This is a genomic window from Nocardia sp. NPDC058114, from assembly GCF_042884695.1.
Lineage (GTDB): Bacteria > Actinomycetota > Actinomycetes > Mycobacteriales > Mycobacteriaceae > Nocardia.
On record NZ_JBHVTK010000002.1, the window covers coordinates 343899 to 362581 of the forward strand.

The window sequence follows — 18683 nt, forward strand, 5'->3', positions numbered from 1 at the left end:
CGCGCCGGTTGCCCGCAGTGTGCTGCGCTTATACTGTGGGCCACAGCGCAGCTGACCTGCCGTCGATCGGAGAGCGTCACATGGGGTGCTATCAGCGCATCGTCGTGGGAACCAACGGCTCGGAGGCCGCGCAGACAGCGGTAGCGGTGGCGGGGGAGTTCGCGATGCGCCTCGGTGTCGCGGTCACCGCGGTGAGTGTGTGGAAGGACGCGGGGCGCAAGTCGGCCACCGACGCCGAATGGGCCGAAGCCAACACTCGGGCAGCCGCCGAAGCCCTGCTCGAAGCCGGCGTGACCGAGGTCGCCCGCGCCGAACTCGACGGCACGGCAGGCGCGTTGCTGCTCGAGATCGCCGAACGTGAACCCGCCACGTTGCTCGTGATCGGCGGCGGCAGCCTGGGCAGTTCCAAGGCGCGACTGCTCGGCTCGACCGCCAATCACGTCTCCCACCACAGTCAGACCGACGTCGTGTTCACCAACAAGGTCCCCAAACGCTGGACCACCATCGGGCTCACCACCGACGGATCGGCGAGTTCGCTGACCGCGGTCCGTCGTGGCTACGAGCTCGCCCTGGCGCTGGGTGCGCGCCCGTTCCTGGTGGCTTCGGCCAAGACCGATGACGATGGTGCCGACATCCTGATCGACGTCGAAGGTCAGATCGCGGTCGAGGACCCGGAACTGTTCGGACGCGACATCCTCACCGGGGTCCCCCCGGCGGAGGCAATCTGCAACTCGGCCTGGAAATACGACCTGGTCGTGATCGGCAACCGTGGAATGAGCGGTCCCGCACGTCTTCTGGGCTCGGTGGCCAACAAGGTAACCCACGACATCGACACCAACTTGCTGCTGGTCAACACCACGCACTGAGTCATCGGCCCTCGCGTGCAGGAGGTGTCGGCCACCCACTGCTGACACCACGCGTGGTGATCGCCGTTCGAACGGGAGCGCCGAGTCCGGTCTGATCAGGTGTTTGCTCCGGTTTAGCGGGTAACCGCGGAACTTGCCCGGACCGGGGAGTTCGGTCGCCTATGATGACCGTACGCGCGATGTTCGCCACACAACGGAGTGGACGCCGGATGAATGCTGGGATCGAGGCGGCGGGTTTCTTCGGCCTGCTGGACTGGGAGAAGACGACCGGTCTGAGCAAGTTCTGGGTCGACATGATCACCATCCCGATTTTCAGTGCCATGGCCGGTCTGATCACCAACTGGACCGGGGTGATCATGCTGTTCGCGCCGGTGCGGTTCACCGGCTTCTACGTGCCGGGCCTGAAAACGATCTTCCCGCTGTTGCCGCGCAAGGTGCAGATCCTGCCGACCTTCGCCCCCGGTGGCATCCTCGGCTTCCAAGGCTTCATTCCGGCCCGCTCGGAGAAGATGGCGAGCCTGATGGTCGACAACGCGGTCGCCAAGATCGGCACCGCCAAGGACTTCTTCGACCAGATGGATCCGCGCAAGATCTCCGCGCAGGTCGCGCTGGTGGCGATGCCGAACGTGCGCTCGATGGTCGACTCGATCATGGTCGCCGAGCATCCTCGCCTGTGGGCCGACATGCCGCCGCGCGCACGCGAAGCCGTCTACACCCGGGTCGAGGCCGAGCTGCCCGCGATCACCGATCGCGCGTTCGACTTCATCGGCGAGAACATCGACCAGCTCCTCGATGTGAAGCTGATGGTCGTGGGCTACCTGCGGCGCAGGCCCGAACTGCTCAAGGACGTGATCTACGGGCTCGGCGCACCGGAATTGCGGTTCATGATCCGCAGTGGGGTGCTGGGATTCCCGTTCGGGGTGATCGTGGCGCTGTGGTTGTCGTTGCTGCACTACAGCACCCCCCACGGTGACACCCCCGCGGTGATCTCACTGCCCGGCTGGCTCTACGAGATCCTGCATTTCCTGCCCGCGTGGGCGTGGGTGCTCGCCGGTGGCGCGACGGTGGGTGTGCTGGTCAACATCATCGCGATCAAGGTGGTGTTCGAGCCCGCCGTGCCGCAGCCGCGCTACCGATATCCGTGGGGGGTCGCGAAATTCGCGAAACGGCAGTACCAGGCGGCGGCGGATCTGGGGCATGCGATCGGGTATCAGATCGTCACCCTCGATGTCGTCACCGAACAATTGCTCGACGGGCCCAGTGGTGACAAGACGCGCGCGGTCATCGCGCACTTCCTCGAGGCCGAGATCGACCGGATCCTGGGCCCACTGCGGTCGGTGACCCGGCTCGCGATCGGACCCCGCCATTTCGACGCCATCCAGGCCACCGCGGGCGCGAGCCTGGCGACCGAGATGAAGCCGTGGTTGGTCGAGGACGTGGAGTTCTCTCAGACCACCGCGGCCAGCGTCGACCGGCTCGCCACCGAGAAACTGCGTGAACTGCCGCCCGAGGAGTTCGTCGAAATGCTCTACACCGCCATCGAACAGGACGCGTGGCTGCTGTATCTGCACGGTGGCGTGCTCGGTGCCTTCATCGGGGCGCTGCACCTGCTGATCTTCGGAGTGTGAGCAATGGAGCCCAACCCTGATCGCGAACCCAGGATCCCGACCGATCTGCTCGGTTTGGCGCGGATCGCGGGATTGTCGTTGCGCCACATCGTCGGCACGGTGGCCAAGGGCGCTGTGCACACCGCCACCGATCTCGTCGACGACCTCCGTTCCGGCGAACCGATCTCGCAGATCGTCGACGAACGCGTGGAGCTGTTTCGGCGGGCGGCGTTGAGCGCGCTCGGTCTGACCAGCACCGCCACCGGCGTCTACGGCCCGGTCGAAACCAAGGTCGACGCCGAGGATCTCAAGGCGATGGGCGACGCGATGATCACCGAGGGCTGGGACTCCGCGCAGCAACCGCGTGAGCTGCACCCCTCGTTCGTGCCGATCCTGCACGACCTGACACCCGACGAAGCCCGGATCCTGCGCTTCCTGGCTGTCGCCGGGCCGCAACCCGCGATCGACATCCGCACCAAGGCACCGTTCGGGATCGGCTCGCAACGGCTGGCCGACGGCATCAACATGATCGCCGCCATGGCCGGGTGCGCGCTGCCCGACCGCGACCACCACTACCTGGGCAACCTCAGCCGCCTCGGACTGGTCCGCTTCTCCACCGAACCGGTCGCCGACTTTCGCCGCTACGCGTTCCTGGAAGCGCAACCACCGGCGCAGGCGGCCTACAAGTCGGTGAAGATGCGGGCCATTAGCTCCTACCGCAGCATCTACCTGACGGTGTTCGGAAAGCAGTTCTGCGACTCGTGTTTCGTGCTGGGCGACTATACCGGGGGCGGTTGGGCAGGCGATGACCGTGGCGACATCTACCTGGGCAAGGGCCCCCGGCTGCCCTGATCGGTTCAGTCCCGGTTGCGCAGCGCGTCGAGGACTTCGGCGAACATCACGGATTTGATCGCTGTCATCGTCGTCTGGTCTTTGCCGCCCAGCGGTGCCACCAAAGCCAGTGCGGTATCGAGGACTTCGCTTTCCGCGGCGGTGGCGTCGACCAGGTCCAGTGCCAGCGCGTCGGGGCCGCCGAAGCGACGGGCCGTGGTCATGCTGGCCACGGCGGTCTTGGGGGTCGTCTTGGCCTGGATGAGCGCGGCCATGCCGTTGGTGAACGGGATGCGGATGTCGGCCTCGGGGAAACAGAAGTAACCACGGTCGGCGCGCATCACCCGATAGTCGTGCGCCATCGCCACCATCGCACCCGCACCGAAGGCGTGTCCGCCGATCGCGGCGACCGTCGGCATGGGCAGGGTGAGGACCCGGGCGAACAGGGTGTGCACCGCCGCGACGTATTCGGCGGCCCGGTCACCGTTGGCCGAGAGCCAGTCCAGGTCGAGACCGTTGGAGTAGATCTTGCCGGTCGCGGTGGTCACCAGCGCGGACGCGCCCTCGGCGACGACCGCGTCGAGGTGGGTGTTCATCTCGTCGAGGAAGTCGGGGGAGAAGCGGTTCTCGCCGTCACCGAGGTCGAGCACGGCGATCGAATCGTGGTGGCGCAGTGTGGGCATGGGGCTGTTTCCTTTTCAGTGGGGACCGAGGTCGAGGACGGCACGCACGGCAGCACGCAGCTGAGCGCGGGCCAGGGGGTCGGTGAGCCGGTCGCGGCGCAGCAGCAGTGCGGTGGGCAGGTCTACCAGGCAGGTGGTGACGGTGGCGACGCCGCGCCGGTCGGCGCGACCCCACAGGGCGCGCGCGAGCCGGTTGAGCGTGGCGACGAGCGCCTTCTCGGTGTCGGCGATCTCCTGTGCCAGGGCGGGCGCGATGTCGCCGGCGAGCAGTTCGGCGCGGTCGACGATCAGCAGCAGGCGCGCGGAGTCGGGATGGTTTTCGGCCAGTCGCGCCGGTGCCTCGGCGGCGTCGAGGACCGCGTCGATGCGGGTCTCGGTGTCGGGCGCGGTGACGGCGCGGTCGATATCGGCCGACTGGAGGGCGAGGAATCGGTGCGCGGCGCGTAACCATGTGCGCGCCAGGACAACCTGGCGGGACTGAAATGTGTGATAGAGCGCGCCATTGGATACTCCGGTAGCGGCGGCGACCGCGCGCACTGTGACAGCGGCGGGTCCGGCGCCTGCTGCCAGCTTTTCGGCGGCGTCCAGCACGGTCTCCGGGTCGTGGGTGCGCGGTCTCGGCATGAACAAAAGTTTACAGAGCGTGCGCTCTGCTATTCCATTCGGATGCGCTTTTGGGCCGTTGTGCACGTATTTCGTTCCGCCACTTGGTATTTCGTCGTCCCTACAGTCCACCCGGGCACAGCGTAGACAACGTTACGTACGCGCGAGGGCTCGATACGATGGGGTACTGTTCGGATTCTTCGGCCCTGCCCGCACGAACAGAACGGCATCGCGATGTCCCGAGTGGTCACCAAGGAGCAGTACTTCGACACCGCGGTGGCGGTGCTCGCAGAGTTCGGCTTCAAAGGTCTCAACATCGGGGTGCTGTGCCGTCGCCTCGGCGTCACCAGCGGCTCGTTCTATCACCACTTCGGCTCCTGGCAGGGCTTCGTCGACACTCTGCTCGAACACTGGGAGAACCGTCAGATGGTCGAGCTACGCGCGCTCGACGTCGGCCACGGTGACGCCGACGCCGACGTGCGGGCGATGTCGGTGCTCGCCAGCGGACTCGAACACGGCGCCGAAGCCGCGCTGCGCGCCTGGGCGGCCAACGACGAATCGGTACACGTCACCGTCAAGCGGGTCGACGAGTCGCGGCGGCGCACCGTGCACCGTGTCATCGACGGCGTCGTCGACGACACGGCCACCGCCACCGTCGTCACCGAATTCGGCATGGCGATGATCATCGGCTACCAACAGCTCGCTGCCGCGGGCGAATCCACCGAACTCGACCACCTGCTCGCCGAATACGCGCGACTGATCTACTCCCACCGCGGCTGACGACCACGTCGGTGCGACGACTGCGTCAGGGTCTCGTGCCGCGCTGATTCGCGACCCCTGGCCGGACGGACACTTCCGTGAGCTAGCCGAGCAATTGGTCCACGTAGCACCATCGCCAGGCTTCCCCGGGCTCCACACTGCGCATCACCGGATGCGCCGAGTCCCGGAAATGGGCGCTCGCGTGGTCGCCGATCGAGGACTCGCAGCAGCCGATGTTCCCGCAGGCGGTGCACATTCGCAGATGCACCCAGCGCAGACCCTCGTCCAGACACGTCTGACACACCAGCTCACCAGCGGGCGGCTCCGCCAGTGCCGGCGCCTCCTCCAGATGGGCGCACCCCACCGCACCGGCGGCGGTGGACAGCGGTTCGGCGCGGCGCTCGTCGTCGCTCTCGTCGAAACGGTCGATCATCGATTCCTCGAGGTCGAGCCGGGCCAGCACATGTTGGAGGACTTCGTAATCCACCGCCCCCGCGTCGCGAACCGTCAGCACCGCATCGCGTTCGGCGGCCAGCATCGCCAGTCGTAACCGCCGGTACTCCGCGGTCGGTGTCACCAGTTCGGCCTCCGGGCGGCCCAACCGCTCCCAGGCGGCGTTGGAGCGCCAGATCAGTCGCTGTCGTAGCGATTCGATCACCGGTTCGGGGGTGTCCGGTCCGATCCTGCGGTCGAGTTCGGCCAGACCGGCGGTCGAAGCCTGTTGCAGCAGATCGGCTTTGGCGAGTGCGTCTTCCTCGCGACTGGGTCCGCGCAACCGCAGCAACCGTACCAGCCACGGCAGCGAACTGCCCTGCACCAGGAGCGTGCCGCCGACCACCACCAGGGCGAGCAGTTCCAGCACCGGCAACTGCGGTGTCGAGTCGGGCAGCAACAACACCGCCGCCAAGGTCACCACCCCGCGCATGCCCGCCCACGACACCACCGCCGCATGACTCAACGGTTCGGTCGCGCGCCCGAACAACCTGGCCACCAGCACGGGCGTGAACACCCACACCGGGCGCGCCAGCATCACCGCGGCCAGCACACCCACCGCCGCGACGACGAGCGTGGCGTGATCCAACCCGCTGTGCCAGGCGGCCTCGACGATCCAGCGCACCTGCAACCCGATGATCAAGAACACCGCGCTCTCCAGAATGAACTGGATGGTGCGCCAATTGGTGGTCTCGGCGACCCGCGAGGCCGCGCCCTGCCACCGTTGCGCGCCGTGGCCCAGGATCATCCCGCACGTGACGACCGCGATCACGCCCGAGGCGTGGAAGTGCTCGGCGGGCAGATACGCCACGAACGGGGCCAGCAGCGACACCGAGGTATCGAGCACCGGATCGGTGATCCGCCGGCGCAACATCACCAATGCCGCCGCCACCACGGCCCCGATGACACCGCCGCCGACGGCCGCGAGCAGGAAATCGCCGCCGATCTGCCATGCGGTCACCGCACCGGCCATCGCCGCGATCGCCGAACGCAACGCCACCAGCGCGGTGGCGTCGTTGAACAGCGACTCGTCCTCGAGCACCGTCACGATGCTGCGCGGCATCCCTGTGCGTCGGGCCACCGCGGTCGCTGCCACCGCGTCCGGGGGAGCGACCACCGCACCCAACGCGACCGCCGCCGCGAACGGCACCGGCAGCAACCACCACACCACCAGCGCCACGGCGAACGTGCTGAACAGCACCAACCCCACCGACAGTGACGCGATGGTGCGCAGGTTGTCCTTGAAATCGACCAGCGAGGTGCGCAGCGCGGCGGTGTAGAGCAGCGGCGGCAGCAACCCCAGCAGCACCACCTCCGGCTCGAGGTGTACCTGCGGCACCATCGGCAGATACGACGCGGCCACCCCGGCCAACGTCAGCACCAGAGGTTCCGACACCCCGAATCGCCGCGCCAGCGCCGCCAGCGCGGTCGCCGAGCCGATGAGGACAACCAGACCGATCGCGACATCCACTCGCGCATTCTCCCACCCACGGACCCATCAGTCCGTCGACGCCACCCACGACAGCCGCGTCGGCACCGACCATCACGAAAACGGTTCCGGCCGACATCGGTCGGTCGCGCCGGCCCCTAGCCCGTGTCCGCGTCCATCGCGAGGTGGTCGACCGAGCCCCACACACGCAACGCCAGTCGTGGGCCCTCACGCCGCCACTGTGACACCGACGCGTTGGGCACCGGCTCGAGCGAATCCGGTACCGGCGCACCGAGTCCGTCGAGGATGTAGCGCAACGACACCACCACCGCGTCGTGCGTCACCACCAGCACCTGTTCGCCCGCGGCCACCACGTCGAGCTCGTCGAGGAAACTGCGCACCCGCAATGCCACATCGGCCAGCGACTCCCCGCCCGGCGGGCGATAGACCCAGTTGCCGACCAGTTCACGACGCAGCCCCTCCTCGGGCGCGCGTCGCCGGATCGCCCGGTACGGATGTAGTTCGAACACCCCCATCTCCCGATCACGCAACCGTTCGTCGACCAGGGTGCGGATCGGGTGCAGGTGCCGGTTGCGGGAGGCGGCGGCCTCGGCCATCACCGCCCAGGTGACTCTGGTGCGCAGGTAGGGCGAGCAGACCACCAGTGTGGGTCGCTGCGTGCCCGCCAGCCCGGCCAGCCAGTCGCCCAGACAGCGTGCCTGCCACTGCCCGTGGGTGGTCAGTTCCACCGCGGAATCGGTGCCCCGCATCGGCCGCTGCTCGGTCGCCGGGTCGGAGAACCACACATTGGCCTCACTCTGTGCGTGGCGCACCGCCCACAATCCCCCCAGCGCGCGTGGCACCACCAATCCTTCGGGCACCTGCACCCACCCCCTCCGCTGCTCGAACTCCATCGATACCCCTCGTGCTCGTCCCGTCGTGCCCGGACGCGCCAGGGAATAGCGGCCTCGTTGCCGGCGTTACATTCCCCGAATTCGAACGCCTGTCCAGAACTGTCCGGCGGACCACCGCCGCACCCCTCGATGCGCCGCAGGAGGCCCGCTTGTCCACCAGAGTAGAGATCTGGACCGACATCAATTGCCCGTTCTGCTACCTGGGCAAAGCCCGCTTCGAAGAAGCGCTGGCCGGCTTCGCGCACCGGGACGACGTCGAGGTGGTGCACCGGTCCTTCGAGCTCGATCCGACCTTGCCCGCCGGTTCCACGCGTCCGGTCATCCCGGCGATCGCCGAGAAATACGGCATCACCGTCGACCAGGCCGCCGCCAACGAACGCGGCATCGGCGCCCAGGCCGCGGCGATGGGTCTGCCCTACCGAACCGCGGGCCGCGACTCGGGCAACAGCTTCGACATGCACCGGCTCCTGCACTACGCCCTCGACCAGGACAAGCAGGAAGCCCTCCTCGACGCCCTCTACGCAGGCAATTTCGCCGAACCCGAGCCCGTCTTCGGCGATACCGAACGCCTGGTCGCCTTGGCTGTGCGCGCGGGTCTGGACGAGAACTCGGTGCGCGCGGTGCTGGCCGACCCCGATGCCTACGCCGACGCGGTCCGCCGCGACGAAGCCGAGGCCGCCGCGCTCGGTGCCACCGGTGTCCCGTTCTTCGTCTTCGACGGCAAGTACGCGGTCTCCGGCGCCCAACCTCCCGAAACGTTCACCCGAGCACTGAACACCGCCTGGAACGATCGACCTGCTCCCCAGCTCATCGCCGACGGCGACAGCTGCGGCCCCGACGGCTGCGCGGTCCCCACGACCGAGGTCGCGGCGGCCGACTGACCGCCTCGACCTCGCCTCGGCGAGTCAGGACAGGTCGATGACGACCTTGATATCGGACCCGCCCGGGTCGAACGCCTCGAGCGCCTTCTCCAGCGGCAGCCGCCGGGTGATGAGGCGTTCGAGCCACGACTCGTCCGCCTTGGCCAGCGCTTCGGCGCCCTGTTCGTAGTGGTGGCGGTTCGCGTTCACCGAACCGAACACCACCGCGTTGTCGAGCACGATGTTGCGGTTCAATCCGCCGACATCGACATCGGTGTCGACACCGGGGGTCGACACCCCGGTCAGGCAGACGATCACGCCGGGGTTGTCGATCTCCATCGCCTGCAACGCCACCGCGGGCGCACCGGTCGCCTCGATCACGATGTCGGGGCTGATCTCTTTCGCGGCGGCGGCCGCCGTCCCCGTGTGGAACGTGCCGCCCAGCGCCTGGACCAGCTCTTCTTTCGTCCCGCCGCTGGTCCGGTCGAGGACGTGCACGTCCAGGCCGCGTTGCTGCCCGAGCAGCGCCGCCAGCAGACCGATCGGCCCGGCGCCGGTGACCAGGACGGTGCGCGGATCGAACCAGGCGCGGTTGTTGATCTTCTCGATCTGATCCCAGGCCTTGGCGACCACGGTCGTCGGTTCCAGCAGTACCCCGACCTTCTCCAGTGCCGGATCGAGTCGCACCGCGAAGTCCTCGCGCACCACCCAGGACGTCGACCCGTACCCGTCGATCTCCTTGATCCCGCGCTCGACGTACATCCCGTTGCGGCACATGTCCCATTGGCCGCGCGCGCACGCCCCGCACGGCACCGGATCCGGCCTGCGCACGATCCCGACGACGAGGTCGCCAGGGGCGAATGCGCTACCCGCGGGCGCGGTCTTCACCCGCCCCAGAGATTCGTGCCCGAGCACCATCTGCGACTTGCCCGGTGGCAGCCAGCCGTAGTTGCCCTGCGCGATATCGCGGTCGGTGCCGCAGATACCCAGCGAGATCCCGTCGACGAGCAGTTCGCCGGGACCGACGACCGGGTCGGGCACATCCTCCACCCGCAACGATTGCTTCTGCATGGGAACCACTGTCAACGCACGCATTTCGGCATCCCTTCCGCCCGGACGGGCCAACGGTCGACGTCTGCACGAACCACATCCACGACACCCGGGGGAGCAACCCCATCGCGAACACGCCGCGAACACGGACTACCTGCGCCAACGGTACGCGAACAACCCACCGACCGGTCGATACGAGACCATTCGCGAACAATCGGCATCACCGATGGCCGAACGTCACACTCCGCCATCATCGCGGCATCGGGAACCCTGAGTCGCCGATCCTGTCCGCCGTCTCGGCTACGGTGGACAGCGCTCGCACCGATCGACCCGTGGCCAGCTGGAGGCGTCTTGCGCATCATCGTCCGGATCATGCTCGTGCTCGCCGCGCTCGTGTGCGCGCTGGCACCGGCCTCGGCCGCACCGTCGGTCGATGACGTTTCCGCGCGCAAGATCGACGAACTCCTCACCGTGCGCGCCGAATCGGGCGGTCTGGGCCGTGGCGAACTCCTCGAACGGCTCTCCGCGCGGCTGCTCGGCACCCCGTACGGTGCGAACATGCTGATCGGTTCGGCCACCGAGCCCGAACAGCTCGTCGCGGATCTGCGCCGCGTCGACTGCTTCACCTACCTCGACTACATCGATGCCGCCTCCCGCTCCAGCACCCGCGACGAGTTCCTCACCAACCTGATCAGCACTCGCTACATCGATGGTCGCGTCGAATTCGCCCAGCGCAAGCACTTCTTCACCGACTGGGCCACCCGCGAACGGCTCGCCGCCACCGACATCACCGCGAGCCTGAGCCCCGCCGCGGTGACCACCACCAAGCATCTCAACGCGAAAGCCGACGGCAGCACCTACCTGCCGGGCGTTGCCGTGGTCGACCGTGCCGTCACCCATATTCCCGCGGCCGCCGTCGACGGGGCAGTCCAGGCCGCCCTTCGCACCGGCGACTTCCTCGGCGCTTACACCCCCGACGCCGGGCTCGACGTGACCCACGTCGGCATCATCGTCGCGACCCCCACCGGCCCGGTCTTCCGCAACGCCTCCTCGCTCGCGGCGAACAACCAGGTCGTCGATACCCCCTTGACCGAGTATCTCCAGACCGTCCCGGGCGTCGTCGTCCTTCGCCCGCTCTGACCGCCAGAGGAATCGCCATGACCACGCTGCCCGACCGCCCGAACACCGCGCTGCTCGTCGTCGACGTGCAGAACGGCGTCGTCGACGAAGCACCCCGCCGCGACGAGGTCGTCGCGAACATCAACGCCCTTGTCGACCGTGCTCGCATCGCCGATGTACCGATCATCTGGATTCAGCACTCCTCCGAGGATTTGGTCGAACACAGCGATCCCTGGCACTACGTCCCCGAACTCACCCGCACCGACACCGAACCGCTGGTTCAGAAGAACTACGGGGACTCCTTCGAAGACACCGAGCTCGAGGGACTGCTCGCGGCGGTGGGCGCCGGCCACCTGGTGGTCACGGGCGCGGAATCCGACGCCTGCGTCCGTTCGACCATCCACAGCGCGTTCGTGCGCGGATACGATGTCACCCTGGTCGCCGATGCCCACACCACCGGCGACAAGACCCGGTGGGGCGCACCGAAACCCGAAGACGTCATCGCCCACACGAACCTGTACTGGCAATTCCAGCAAGCACCCGGTCGCACCGCGGCCGTGCGCCCGACCGACGAGCTTGACTTCAGGTCGACCTGAACAACCACGGTGGTCTCATGACCACTTTCGGATACGAACAGAGCCTCGGCTACGACCGGCGCGCCACCCGGCTCCTCACCGGCCTGTACCGGCGGATCGCCACCGACATCGACGCCAACACCACCGATTCGGCCACGGTCCTCGACCTCGGCACCGGCCCGGGAAAGCTGTTGTCCCACGTGGCGGCTCGTCGCCCCGACCTGCGCCTGCACGGCATCGATCTGTCCCCGCACATGATCGAGATCGCCCGGCGCACCCTCGCTGGGCAGCCGATCGACCTGGCCGTCGCCGACGTCGCCGAGCTGCCCCACCCGCACGCGAGCATCGACTTCGCCGTGTCGAGCCTGAGCATGCACGAATGGCCGGACCTGCCCGCCGCCGTCACCGAACTGCGTCGAGTGCTCCGCCCCGGCGGCGGCGCCGCGATCTTCGACTTCCGCTTCACCCGAACCCGCGAGATCCGGCGCGCACTCAGCACCGTATTCGGGTCGGTCGACACCGAAACAGTCCGTCTGCCTTGGCATCCCGTCGCCGTGATCACCTGCTACCGCGTCACCGCATAGGCTCGGCGGATGGCCGGGGAACACACCACGATCGGTGCGGTGGCAGCCCAGTTCGGGCTCGCGACCCACGTGCTGCGCCACTGGGAAGACCGCGGACTGCTCGCTCCAGCCCGTGACTCGGCCGGACGCCGCCACTACCGCGGCACCGACATCGACACGATCGCGATGATCGTGCTGGGCAAGAAGGCAGGCTTGTCCCTCGACGATCTCGCCATCCTGTTCATCCGTTCCCCCGATCGGCGCACCCGCCGAGAAGTACTCGAAGCCCATCGCGACCGCCTCGCCGACCAGATCGCCCGCACACGCGCCGCCCTCGACGCCGTCACCCACGTCCTGGACTGCGACGCCGAGGACTTCCGCACCTGCCCTCACTTCCGCGCCGAACTCGCCGGGGTCCTCGACACCCACACCGACCCGCCGGTGTCGGCAACACCGTCCGACGTGGGACGATCGGCCATGTGACCGGCCCACCCGCGAAACCACAGCACTTGCGCGACCTCGCGCTGCTGCGTCGTGTGCGCGACCGCATCGACCGTGAATACGCCCAGCCGCTCGACGTCGAAGCGCTCGCCCGCGGCGTCCACATGTCGGCCGGGCACCTCAGCCGGCAATTCCGCCTCGCCTACGGGGAATCGCCGTACTCCTACCTGATGACCCGCCGCATCGAACGGGCCATGGCACTGCTGCGCCGCGGCGACCTGAGCGTCACCGAGGTGTGTTTCGCGGTCGGCTCGTCCTCGCTGGGAACCTTCAGTACCCGCTTCACCGAACTCGTCGGAGTGCCGCCCAGTACCTACAAACAGCGTCAGGACGAACAGACCGCGGGCATGCCGTCGTGCGTGGTCAAGAAGGTGACCAGACCGATCAGGAATCGAGAAGCTTCCGCTCCGGCCGACAATTAGCGTGGTCGGCATGAACCTCACCATCCACTCGAGCTACCTGCCACAGGACGACCCCGACGCCGCGCTCGCCTTCTACCGCGACACACTCGGCTTCGAGGTGCGCAACGATGTGGGCTACAACGGGCTGCGCTGGATCACCGTGGGCCCCACCGGCCAGCCCGACACCTCCATCGTGCTGCACCCACCGGCCGCCGACCCCGGCCTCACCGACGACGAACGCCGCGTCATCAGCGAAATGATGGCCAAAGGCACCTACGCCGGCGTCAACCTCGCCACCGACGACCTCGACGGCCTGTTCGAGAAGCTGCAGGCCGGAGACATCGAGATCGTCCAGGAACCCACCGATCAGGCTTACGGCGTGCGCGACTGCGCCTTCCGCGATCCCGCCGGAAATATGGTCCGCATCCAGCAGACCAAGTAAGCCATCGCGCCGGTAGATTCGATGTCCGGCGATGTCGACTGATCAAGGGAGACCCATGAGCACGGCCAAGAAGACCGGCACCACCATAGAGCCGGCCGACAGCCACGATGTGATCCGCGTGCACGGCGCGCGGGTCAACAATCTGCGCGATGTGAGCATCGAGATCCCCAAGCGCAGGCTGACGGTCTTCACGGGCGTGTCCGGATCCGGTAAGAGCTCCCTGGTCTTCGGCACCATCGCCGCCGAATCACAGCGCCTGATCAACGAGACCTACAGCGCGTTCGTGCAGGGCTTCATGCCCAGCCAGGCCCGCCCCGACGTCGACGTCCTGGAGGGTCTGACCACCGCCATCCTGGTCGACCAGTCCCGGCTGGGCGCCGACCCGCGTTCCACAGTCGGCACCGTCACCGACGCCAACGCGATGCTGCGGATCCTGTTCAGCCGCCTCGGCGACCCGCACATCGGGTCGTCGCAGGCGTTCTCGTTCAATGTCGCCTCGATCAGCGGCGCCGGTGCCGTCGAGGTCGAGAAGAACGGTGTCACCGTCAAGGAACGCCGCAGCTTCGCCATCACCGGCGGCATGTGTCCCACCTGTGAGGGCAAAGGCCAGATCAACGACATCGACCTCACCGAGCTCTACGACGAGAACCTCTCCCTCGACGAGGGCCCGTTCAAGATCCCCGGCTACAGCATGGACGGCTGGATGGGCCGCATCTTCAAGGGTTCGGGCTTCTTCGACCCGGCGAAGCCGATCAAGAAGTACACCAAGAAACAGCTCGCTGACCTGCTGTACAAGGAACCGACCAAGATCAAGGTCGAGGGCATCAACCTCACCTACGAAGGACTCATCCCCAAACTGCGCAAGTCGATGCTGTCCAAGGACATCGATTCGCTGCAACCGCATGTGCGCGCCTTCGTCGAACGTGCCGTCACCTTCGGCACCTGCCCCGACTGTGCGGGCACCCGGCTGTCCGCCGCGGCCCGCTCGTCCAAGATCGACGGCATCAGCATCGCCGACGCCTGCGCCATGCAGATCACCGATCTCGCCGAATGGGTCAAGCAGGTCGACGACCCGTCGGTGGCGCCGCTGCTGGAGTCGCTGCGCCAGACCCTGGACTCGTTCGTCGAGATCGGCCTGGGCTACCTGTCGCTGTCGCGTCCTTCGGGCACCCTGTCGGGCGGTGAAGCCCAGCGCGTCAAGATGATTCGCCACCTCGGCTCCTCGCTCACCGACGTCACCTATGTCTTCGACGAGCCCACCGCGGGCCTGCACCCTCACGACATCCAGCGGATGAACGACCTGCTGCTGCGCCTGCGCGACAAGGGAAACACGGTGCTCGTCGTCGAGCACAAGCCCGAAACGATCGTCATCGCCGACCACATCGTCGACCTCGGCCCCGCCGCCGGTTCCAAGGGTGGCACCATCTGCTTCGAGGGCACCGTCGACGGGCTGCGCGCCAGCGACACCGTCACCGGCCGCCACTTCGACGACCGCGCCGCGGTCAAGGACTCGGTGCGAAAGTCGACCGGCGCCTTGCAGATTCGTGGCGCCACCGCCAACAACCTCGACAAAGTCGACGTCGACATCCCTCTCGGCATTCTGGTGGCGATCACCGGCGTCGCGGGCTCGGGCAAGAGCTCGCTCGTGCACGGCTCGATCCCGATCGACGAAGGCGTCATCTCCGTCGACCAAGCCCCGATCAAGGGCTCACGCCGCAGCAACCCCGCCACCTACACCGGTCTGCTCGACCACATTCGCAAAGCGTTCGCCAAGGCCACCGGCGCCAAACCCGCCATGTTCAGCGCCAATTCCGAGGGCGCCTGCCCGAACTGCAACGGTGCGGGCGTGGTCTACACCGACCTGGCGATGATGGCCGGCGTGTCGACGATGTGTGAGGTGTGTGAGGGCAAGCGCTTCATGGCCGAAGTCCTCGAATACACCTTCGCGGGTAAGAACATCAGCGAAGTGCTCTCGATGCCCGTCGACGAAGCCCGCGCGTTCTTCGGCGACGGCGAGGCACGCACCCCCGCCGCCCACAAGATCCTCACCCACCTCACCGAAGTGGGCCTGGGCTACCTCACCATCGGCCAGCCACTGACCACCCTGTCCGGCGGCGAACGCCAGCGCCTCAAGCTCGCCACCCACATGTCCGACAAAGGCGGGGTCTACATCCTTGACGAACCGACCACCGGCCTGCACCTGGCCGACGTCGAACAACTCCTCGGCCTGCTCGACCGCCTCGTCGAATCCGGCAAGTCCGTCATCGTCGTCGAACACCACCAGGCAGTGATGGCCCACGCCGACTGGATCATCGACCTCGGCCCCGGCGCGGGCCACGACGGCGGCCACATCGTCTTCGAAGGCACCCCCGCCGATCTCGTCGAAGCCCGCTCCACCCTCACCGGCGAACACCTGGCCGCCTACGTCGGCGCCTGACTTCGTGCGGCCGGGCTCAGACTGAGCCCGGCCGCACCTATTCTGGACCGATGCTCGAGATCTCCACCGATCCCGCCGCCGTCGATCTCGACTGGCTCCACCACCGCCTGTCGACCGATGCCTACTGGGCCCTCGGCCGCAGCCGCGAGCGCGTCCGCCGCGTCGTCGAGAATTCTTTGCCCTACAGCGTGTTCCACGACGGTTCCCAGATCGCCTTCGCCCGCCTGGTCACCGACCGCACCACTTTCGCCTGGCTTTCCGACGTCTATGTAGACCGTCGGCAGCGTGGAAAAGGCGTCGGCAAACTCCTCCTTGACCGGATCATGGCCGACGCCGACGACTGGGGGCTACGCCGTATGGCCCTGGCTACCGGCGATGCCCACGACATGTACCGCCCCTACGGCTTCACTGCTCACCCCGAACCGGACCAGTGGATGGAAAAGACCTGGCCGGCCGATCCCGCTTGAATCACGACCGGCCCTCGTTTTCGCCGTGCACGGAAACCGCAACCGTGTTAGTTTCAGTTTCGAAGGTCAACGGCACCGGGAGGATGCATGAGCGTCAGCAGCAGAAGCGCGGTCGCCATTCACGCATTGACGAAATTGGCGCAAGGCGGGGAGAGTTCGTTGACGTCTGTGGAGATCGCGGAGAGCTTGGCGAGCAATCCGGTGCTGGTTCGACGCATCCTCGGCAACCTGCGTGACGCCGACCTGGTGCGGTCCACGGAGGGTCGCGGCGGGGGCTGGACGCTCGCCCGCCCTGCTCGCGAGATCACTCTCTTCGACGCCTATCGCGCCGTCGAAGGTTCGCCGGTGCTGTCTCGACATGCCCACCCGCCCAGCGCCGAGTGCGAGGTCGGTCGTCATATGCAGGCGATTGTCGACGAGCAGTTCCGCAACGCCGAGCAGGCCATGGAGGAGCAGTTGGGTCGGACGACCATCGCACACCTGCTCCAGAAGGTATTCGACATCGAGCGAGCGGCGCGTATGCGCTGATCGCAGGACGGCGGGAGACCGCCGTTCTTTTTTTACCCGAACTGTAACCATAATGGTTGCGGTAAAGCTGGGAGAGGGAACCCATGACATCCACGAGACTCGAAACCGACCACGCTGGTTCAGGCCTGGCGTTACTGGCGGTGCTCATGCCCGCGATGCTGGCGACGGTCATCGCCAGCGACATGGTCAATCTGCTGCTGCCGGCGATAGGCACCGAGTTCGACGCCTCGGAAGCCGAATTGGCATGGGTCGTCACCGGATTCCTGCTGATGTTCTCCGTCGGCATTCCCTTCTACGGACGCCTGTCGGACCGAGTGAGCCTGCGGACCCTGTTCGTGGTCTGCCTGACAACCTATGCCGCGGGCAGCCTGGTCAGCGCGCTCGCCCCGAGTCTGCTCGCACTGGTGGCGGGGCGCATCGTGATGGGCATCGGCGCGGCCGGGATCCCGGTGCTCACGATCCTGGGCGTGACCCGGTTGCTGCCGGCGGAAAAACGCGGGATGGGAATCGGGGTGATCTCCGCCGCGGCAGGAATCGGCACCGCGGCCGGACCTGCCCTCGGTGGCGGCATCGGACAGCTGCTCGGCTGGCACGCACCGTTCTGGCTGATGGTCGCCATCGCGCTCGTACTGCTGCCGTTGATCTGGCGAGTCCTGCCCGCCGACTCACCGACCACCGCCGAGCGGTTCGACCTCACCGGCGGCATCCTGCTCGGTGCAGCCGCCGGACTGCTGCTGTTCGGAATCACCCAGGCTCAGGTCGCCGGATTCACGGCGCCCTCGGCGTGGGGATGCCTCGTCGTCGGCATGGCCACACTCGTGGTGTTCGTCGGTCGCAATCGGCGCATCGACCGGCCGTTCGTCCCACCCGCACTGTTCGACAACCAGGTCTTCCGGATCGCTGTGATCGTCGTGTCGCTGGCAATGAGCATCAACCTCGGCGCCTTGGTGTTCGTGCCGATCGTGCTCGTCGACGTCGACGGCCTCGATCCGGGCACCGGCGCGCTGGTCATGATCCCGGCCGGCCTCGCCGTCGCGATGCTCTCACCGCTGAGTGGACGCCTGGCCGATCGCATCGGTGCCCGCACCCCTACGCTGACCGGTCTGGCTGTGATGGGACTGTCCGCGGTATTCCTGTCCACTGTGGCCGGAGGCGGTTCGCTGGTCCTCACCGCGATCGGGATCACCGCACTGTGCGCCGGCTTCATCTTCGTGATGACGCCGATCATCAGCGCCGCGGCAGGCGCTCTGGCTCCCGCACAGGCCGGCATCGGGCTCGGGATCCTCCAGGGCGCCCAATTCCTCGGCGCCAGCGCGGGTCCGGCGCTCTTCGGCGCCTTGGTCAGCGCACGACGACAAGCCGGTACCGACGCCCTCAACCCCCTGAACGACACGCGGTCCGGGGCGGCATTCTCGGATGCCTTCCTCGCGATGGCCTTCGTCGCCGTCACCGCACTGATCATCGCCCTGTGGATGCGCCCCACTCCCGCATCGAACGAACTGCCATGAAGACCCTGCTTGGAAGTCCTTACTGGCAAGCCGCTGGACCCCACCTCG

The 18683-nt window shown here is 67.3% G+C and carries 20 protein-coding genes; 15 read left to right on the plus strand and 5 right to left on the minus strand.

The window, feature by feature from the left end; translation table 11 throughout:
* Positions 1–80 precede the first annotated feature (80 nt).
* The 3 genes from ACFVVI_RS10155 (at position 81) to ACFVVI_RS10165 (ending at position 3325) form a co-directional block, all read left to right on the plus strand.
* Positions 81–866 (plus strand): universal stress protein, encoded by a 786-nt coding sequence (locus ACFVVI_RS10155; RefSeq protein WP_387444970.1) that lies wholly within the window; start codon positions 81–83, stop codon positions 864–866.
* A 209-nt stretch (positions 867–1075) separates the two neighbouring features.
* Positions 1076–2494, plus strand: a complete 1419-nt coding sequence (locus ACFVVI_RS10160; protein WP_378991818.1) for a hypothetical protein — start codon at positions 1076–1078, stop codon at positions 2492–2494.
* Between the two features lie 3 nt (positions 2495–2497).
* Complete coding sequence (locus ACFVVI_RS10165) at positions 2498–3325, plus strand: Abi-alpha family protein (RefSeq protein ID WP_378991816.1); 828 nt, start codon at positions 2498–2500, stop codon at positions 3323–3325.
* A 5-nt stretch (positions 3326–3330) separates the two neighbouring features.
* On the opposite strand, the gene ACFVVI_RS10170 is transcribed toward ACFVVI_RS10165, so the two are convergent.
* Together ACFVVI_RS10170 and ACFVVI_RS10175 are read right to left on the minus strand one after the other, a co-directional pair.
* Positions 3331–3987, minus strand: coding sequence for an enoyl-CoA hydratase-related protein (locus ACFVVI_RS10170; RefSeq protein WP_378629090.1), 657 nt, complete (start codon positions 3985–3987; stop codon positions 3331–3333).
* 15 nt (positions 3988–4002) lie between these two features.
* The gene (locus ACFVVI_RS10175; RefSeq protein WP_387444971.1) at positions 4003–4611 is read right to left on the minus strand and encodes a TetR family transcriptional regulator; all 609 of its coding nucleotides are present in this window, start codon (positions 4609–4611) and stop codon (positions 4003–4005) included.
* Between the two features lie 213 nt (positions 4612–4824).
* Between ACFVVI_RS10175 and ACFVVI_RS10180 the strand changes: the two genes are divergently transcribed.
* On the plus strand, positions 4825–5370 hold the full coding sequence (locus tag ACFVVI_RS10180) for a TetR/AcrR family transcriptional regulator (RefSeq protein ID WP_378629092.1): 546 nt from the start codon (positions 4825–4827) through the stop codon (positions 5368–5370).
* An 82-nt stretch (positions 5371–5452) separates the two neighbouring features.
* Here the strand turns inward: ACFVVI_RS10180 and ACFVVI_RS10185 are convergent, their stop codons facing one another.
* Entirely contained in the window at positions 5453–7312 is a 1860-nt protein-coding gene (locus tag ACFVVI_RS10185) for a Na+/H+ antiporter (protein ID WP_387444973.1), read from the minus strand.
* A gap of 116 nt (positions 7313–7428) precedes the next feature.
* Positions 7429–8184 (minus strand): histidine phosphatase family protein, encoded by a 756-nt coding sequence (locus ACFVVI_RS10190; RefSeq protein WP_378991809.1) that lies wholly within the window; start codon positions 8182–8184, stop codon positions 7429–7431.
* A gap of 149 nt (positions 8185–8333) precedes the next feature.
* Between ACFVVI_RS10190 and ACFVVI_RS10195 the strand changes: the two genes are divergently transcribed.
* Entirely contained in the window at positions 8334–9065 is a 732-nt protein-coding gene (locus ACFVVI_RS10195) for a DsbA family oxidoreductase (RefSeq protein ID WP_379316113.1), read from the plus strand.
* Positions 9066–9089: 24 nt separating this feature from the next.
* Here ACFVVI_RS10195 and ACFVVI_RS10200 read toward each other — a convergent pair whose 3' ends face one another.
* A complete protein-coding gene (locus ACFVVI_RS10200; protein WP_387444975.1) occupies positions 9090–10115 on the minus strand; it encodes a glucose 1-dehydrogenase in 1026 nt (341 codons plus the stop codon).
* A 330-nt stretch (positions 10116–10445) separates the two neighbouring features.
* Between ACFVVI_RS10200 and ACFVVI_RS10205 the strand changes: the two genes are divergently transcribed.
* The 10 genes from ACFVVI_RS10205 (at position 10446) to ACFVVI_RS10250 (ending at position 18635) form a co-directional block, all read left to right on the plus strand.
* Positions 10446–11234: a DUF1460 domain-containing protein gene (locus ACFVVI_RS10205; protein WP_387444976.1), complete on the plus strand. Its 789-nt coding sequence runs from the start codon at positions 10446–10448 to the stop codon at positions 11232–11234.
* Positions 11235–11251: 17 nt separating this feature from the next.
* On the plus strand, positions 11252–11809 hold the full coding sequence (locus ACFVVI_RS10210) for an isochorismatase family protein (RefSeq protein WP_387444977.1): 558 nt from the start codon (positions 11252–11254) through the stop codon (positions 11807–11809).
* A gap of 17 nt (positions 11810–11826) precedes the next feature.
* The gene (locus ACFVVI_RS10215) at positions 11827–12372 is read left to right on the plus strand and encodes a class I SAM-dependent methyltransferase (protein ID WP_387444978.1); all 546 of its coding nucleotides are present in this window, start codon (positions 11827–11829) and stop codon (positions 12370–12372) included.
* Positions 12373–12381: 9 nt separating this feature from the next.
* Positions 12382–12834 carry a MerR family transcriptional regulator gene (locus ACFVVI_RS10220; protein ID WP_387444979.1) on the plus strand — a complete coding sequence of 151 codons (453 nt, stop codon included), beginning with the start codon at positions 12382–12384 and terminating at the stop codon, positions 12832–12834.
* On the plus strand, positions 12831–13274 hold the full coding sequence (locus ACFVVI_RS10225) for a helix-turn-helix transcriptional regulator (RefSeq protein WP_378991799.1): 444 nt from the start codon (positions 12831–12833) through the stop codon (positions 13272–13274). The genes ACFVVI_RS10220 and ACFVVI_RS10225 overlap by 4 nt, the downstream gene beginning before the upstream one ends.
* A 10-nt stretch (positions 13275–13284) precedes the next feature.
* The gene (locus tag ACFVVI_RS10230) at positions 13285–13695 is read left to right on the plus strand and encodes a VOC family protein (RefSeq protein ID WP_387444980.1); all 411 of its coding nucleotides are present in this window, start codon (positions 13285–13287) and stop codon (positions 13693–13695) included.
* 55 nt (positions 13696–13750) lie between these two features.
* Complete coding sequence (locus ACFVVI_RS10235) at positions 13751–16132, plus strand: ATP-binding cassette domain-containing protein (RefSeq protein WP_387444982.1); 2382 nt, start codon at positions 13751–13753, stop codon at positions 16130–16132.
* A 50-nt stretch (positions 16133–16182) separates the two neighbouring features.
* Positions 16183–16599, plus strand: coding sequence for a GNAT family N-acetyltransferase (locus tag ACFVVI_RS10240; protein WP_387444984.1), 417 nt, complete (start codon positions 16183–16185; stop codon positions 16597–16599).
* An 87-nt stretch (positions 16600–16686) separates the two neighbouring features.
* On the plus strand, positions 16687–17127 hold the full coding sequence (locus tag ACFVVI_RS10245) for an Rrf2 family transcriptional regulator (protein WP_378991793.1): 441 nt from the start codon (positions 16687–16689) through the stop codon (positions 17125–17127).
* 83 nt (positions 17128–17210) lie between these two features.
* Entirely contained in the window at positions 17211–18635 is a 1425-nt protein-coding gene (locus ACFVVI_RS10250) for an MFS transporter (RefSeq protein WP_387444986.1), read from the plus strand.
* The last annotated feature ends 48 nt before the right edge of the window (positions 18636–18683 follow it).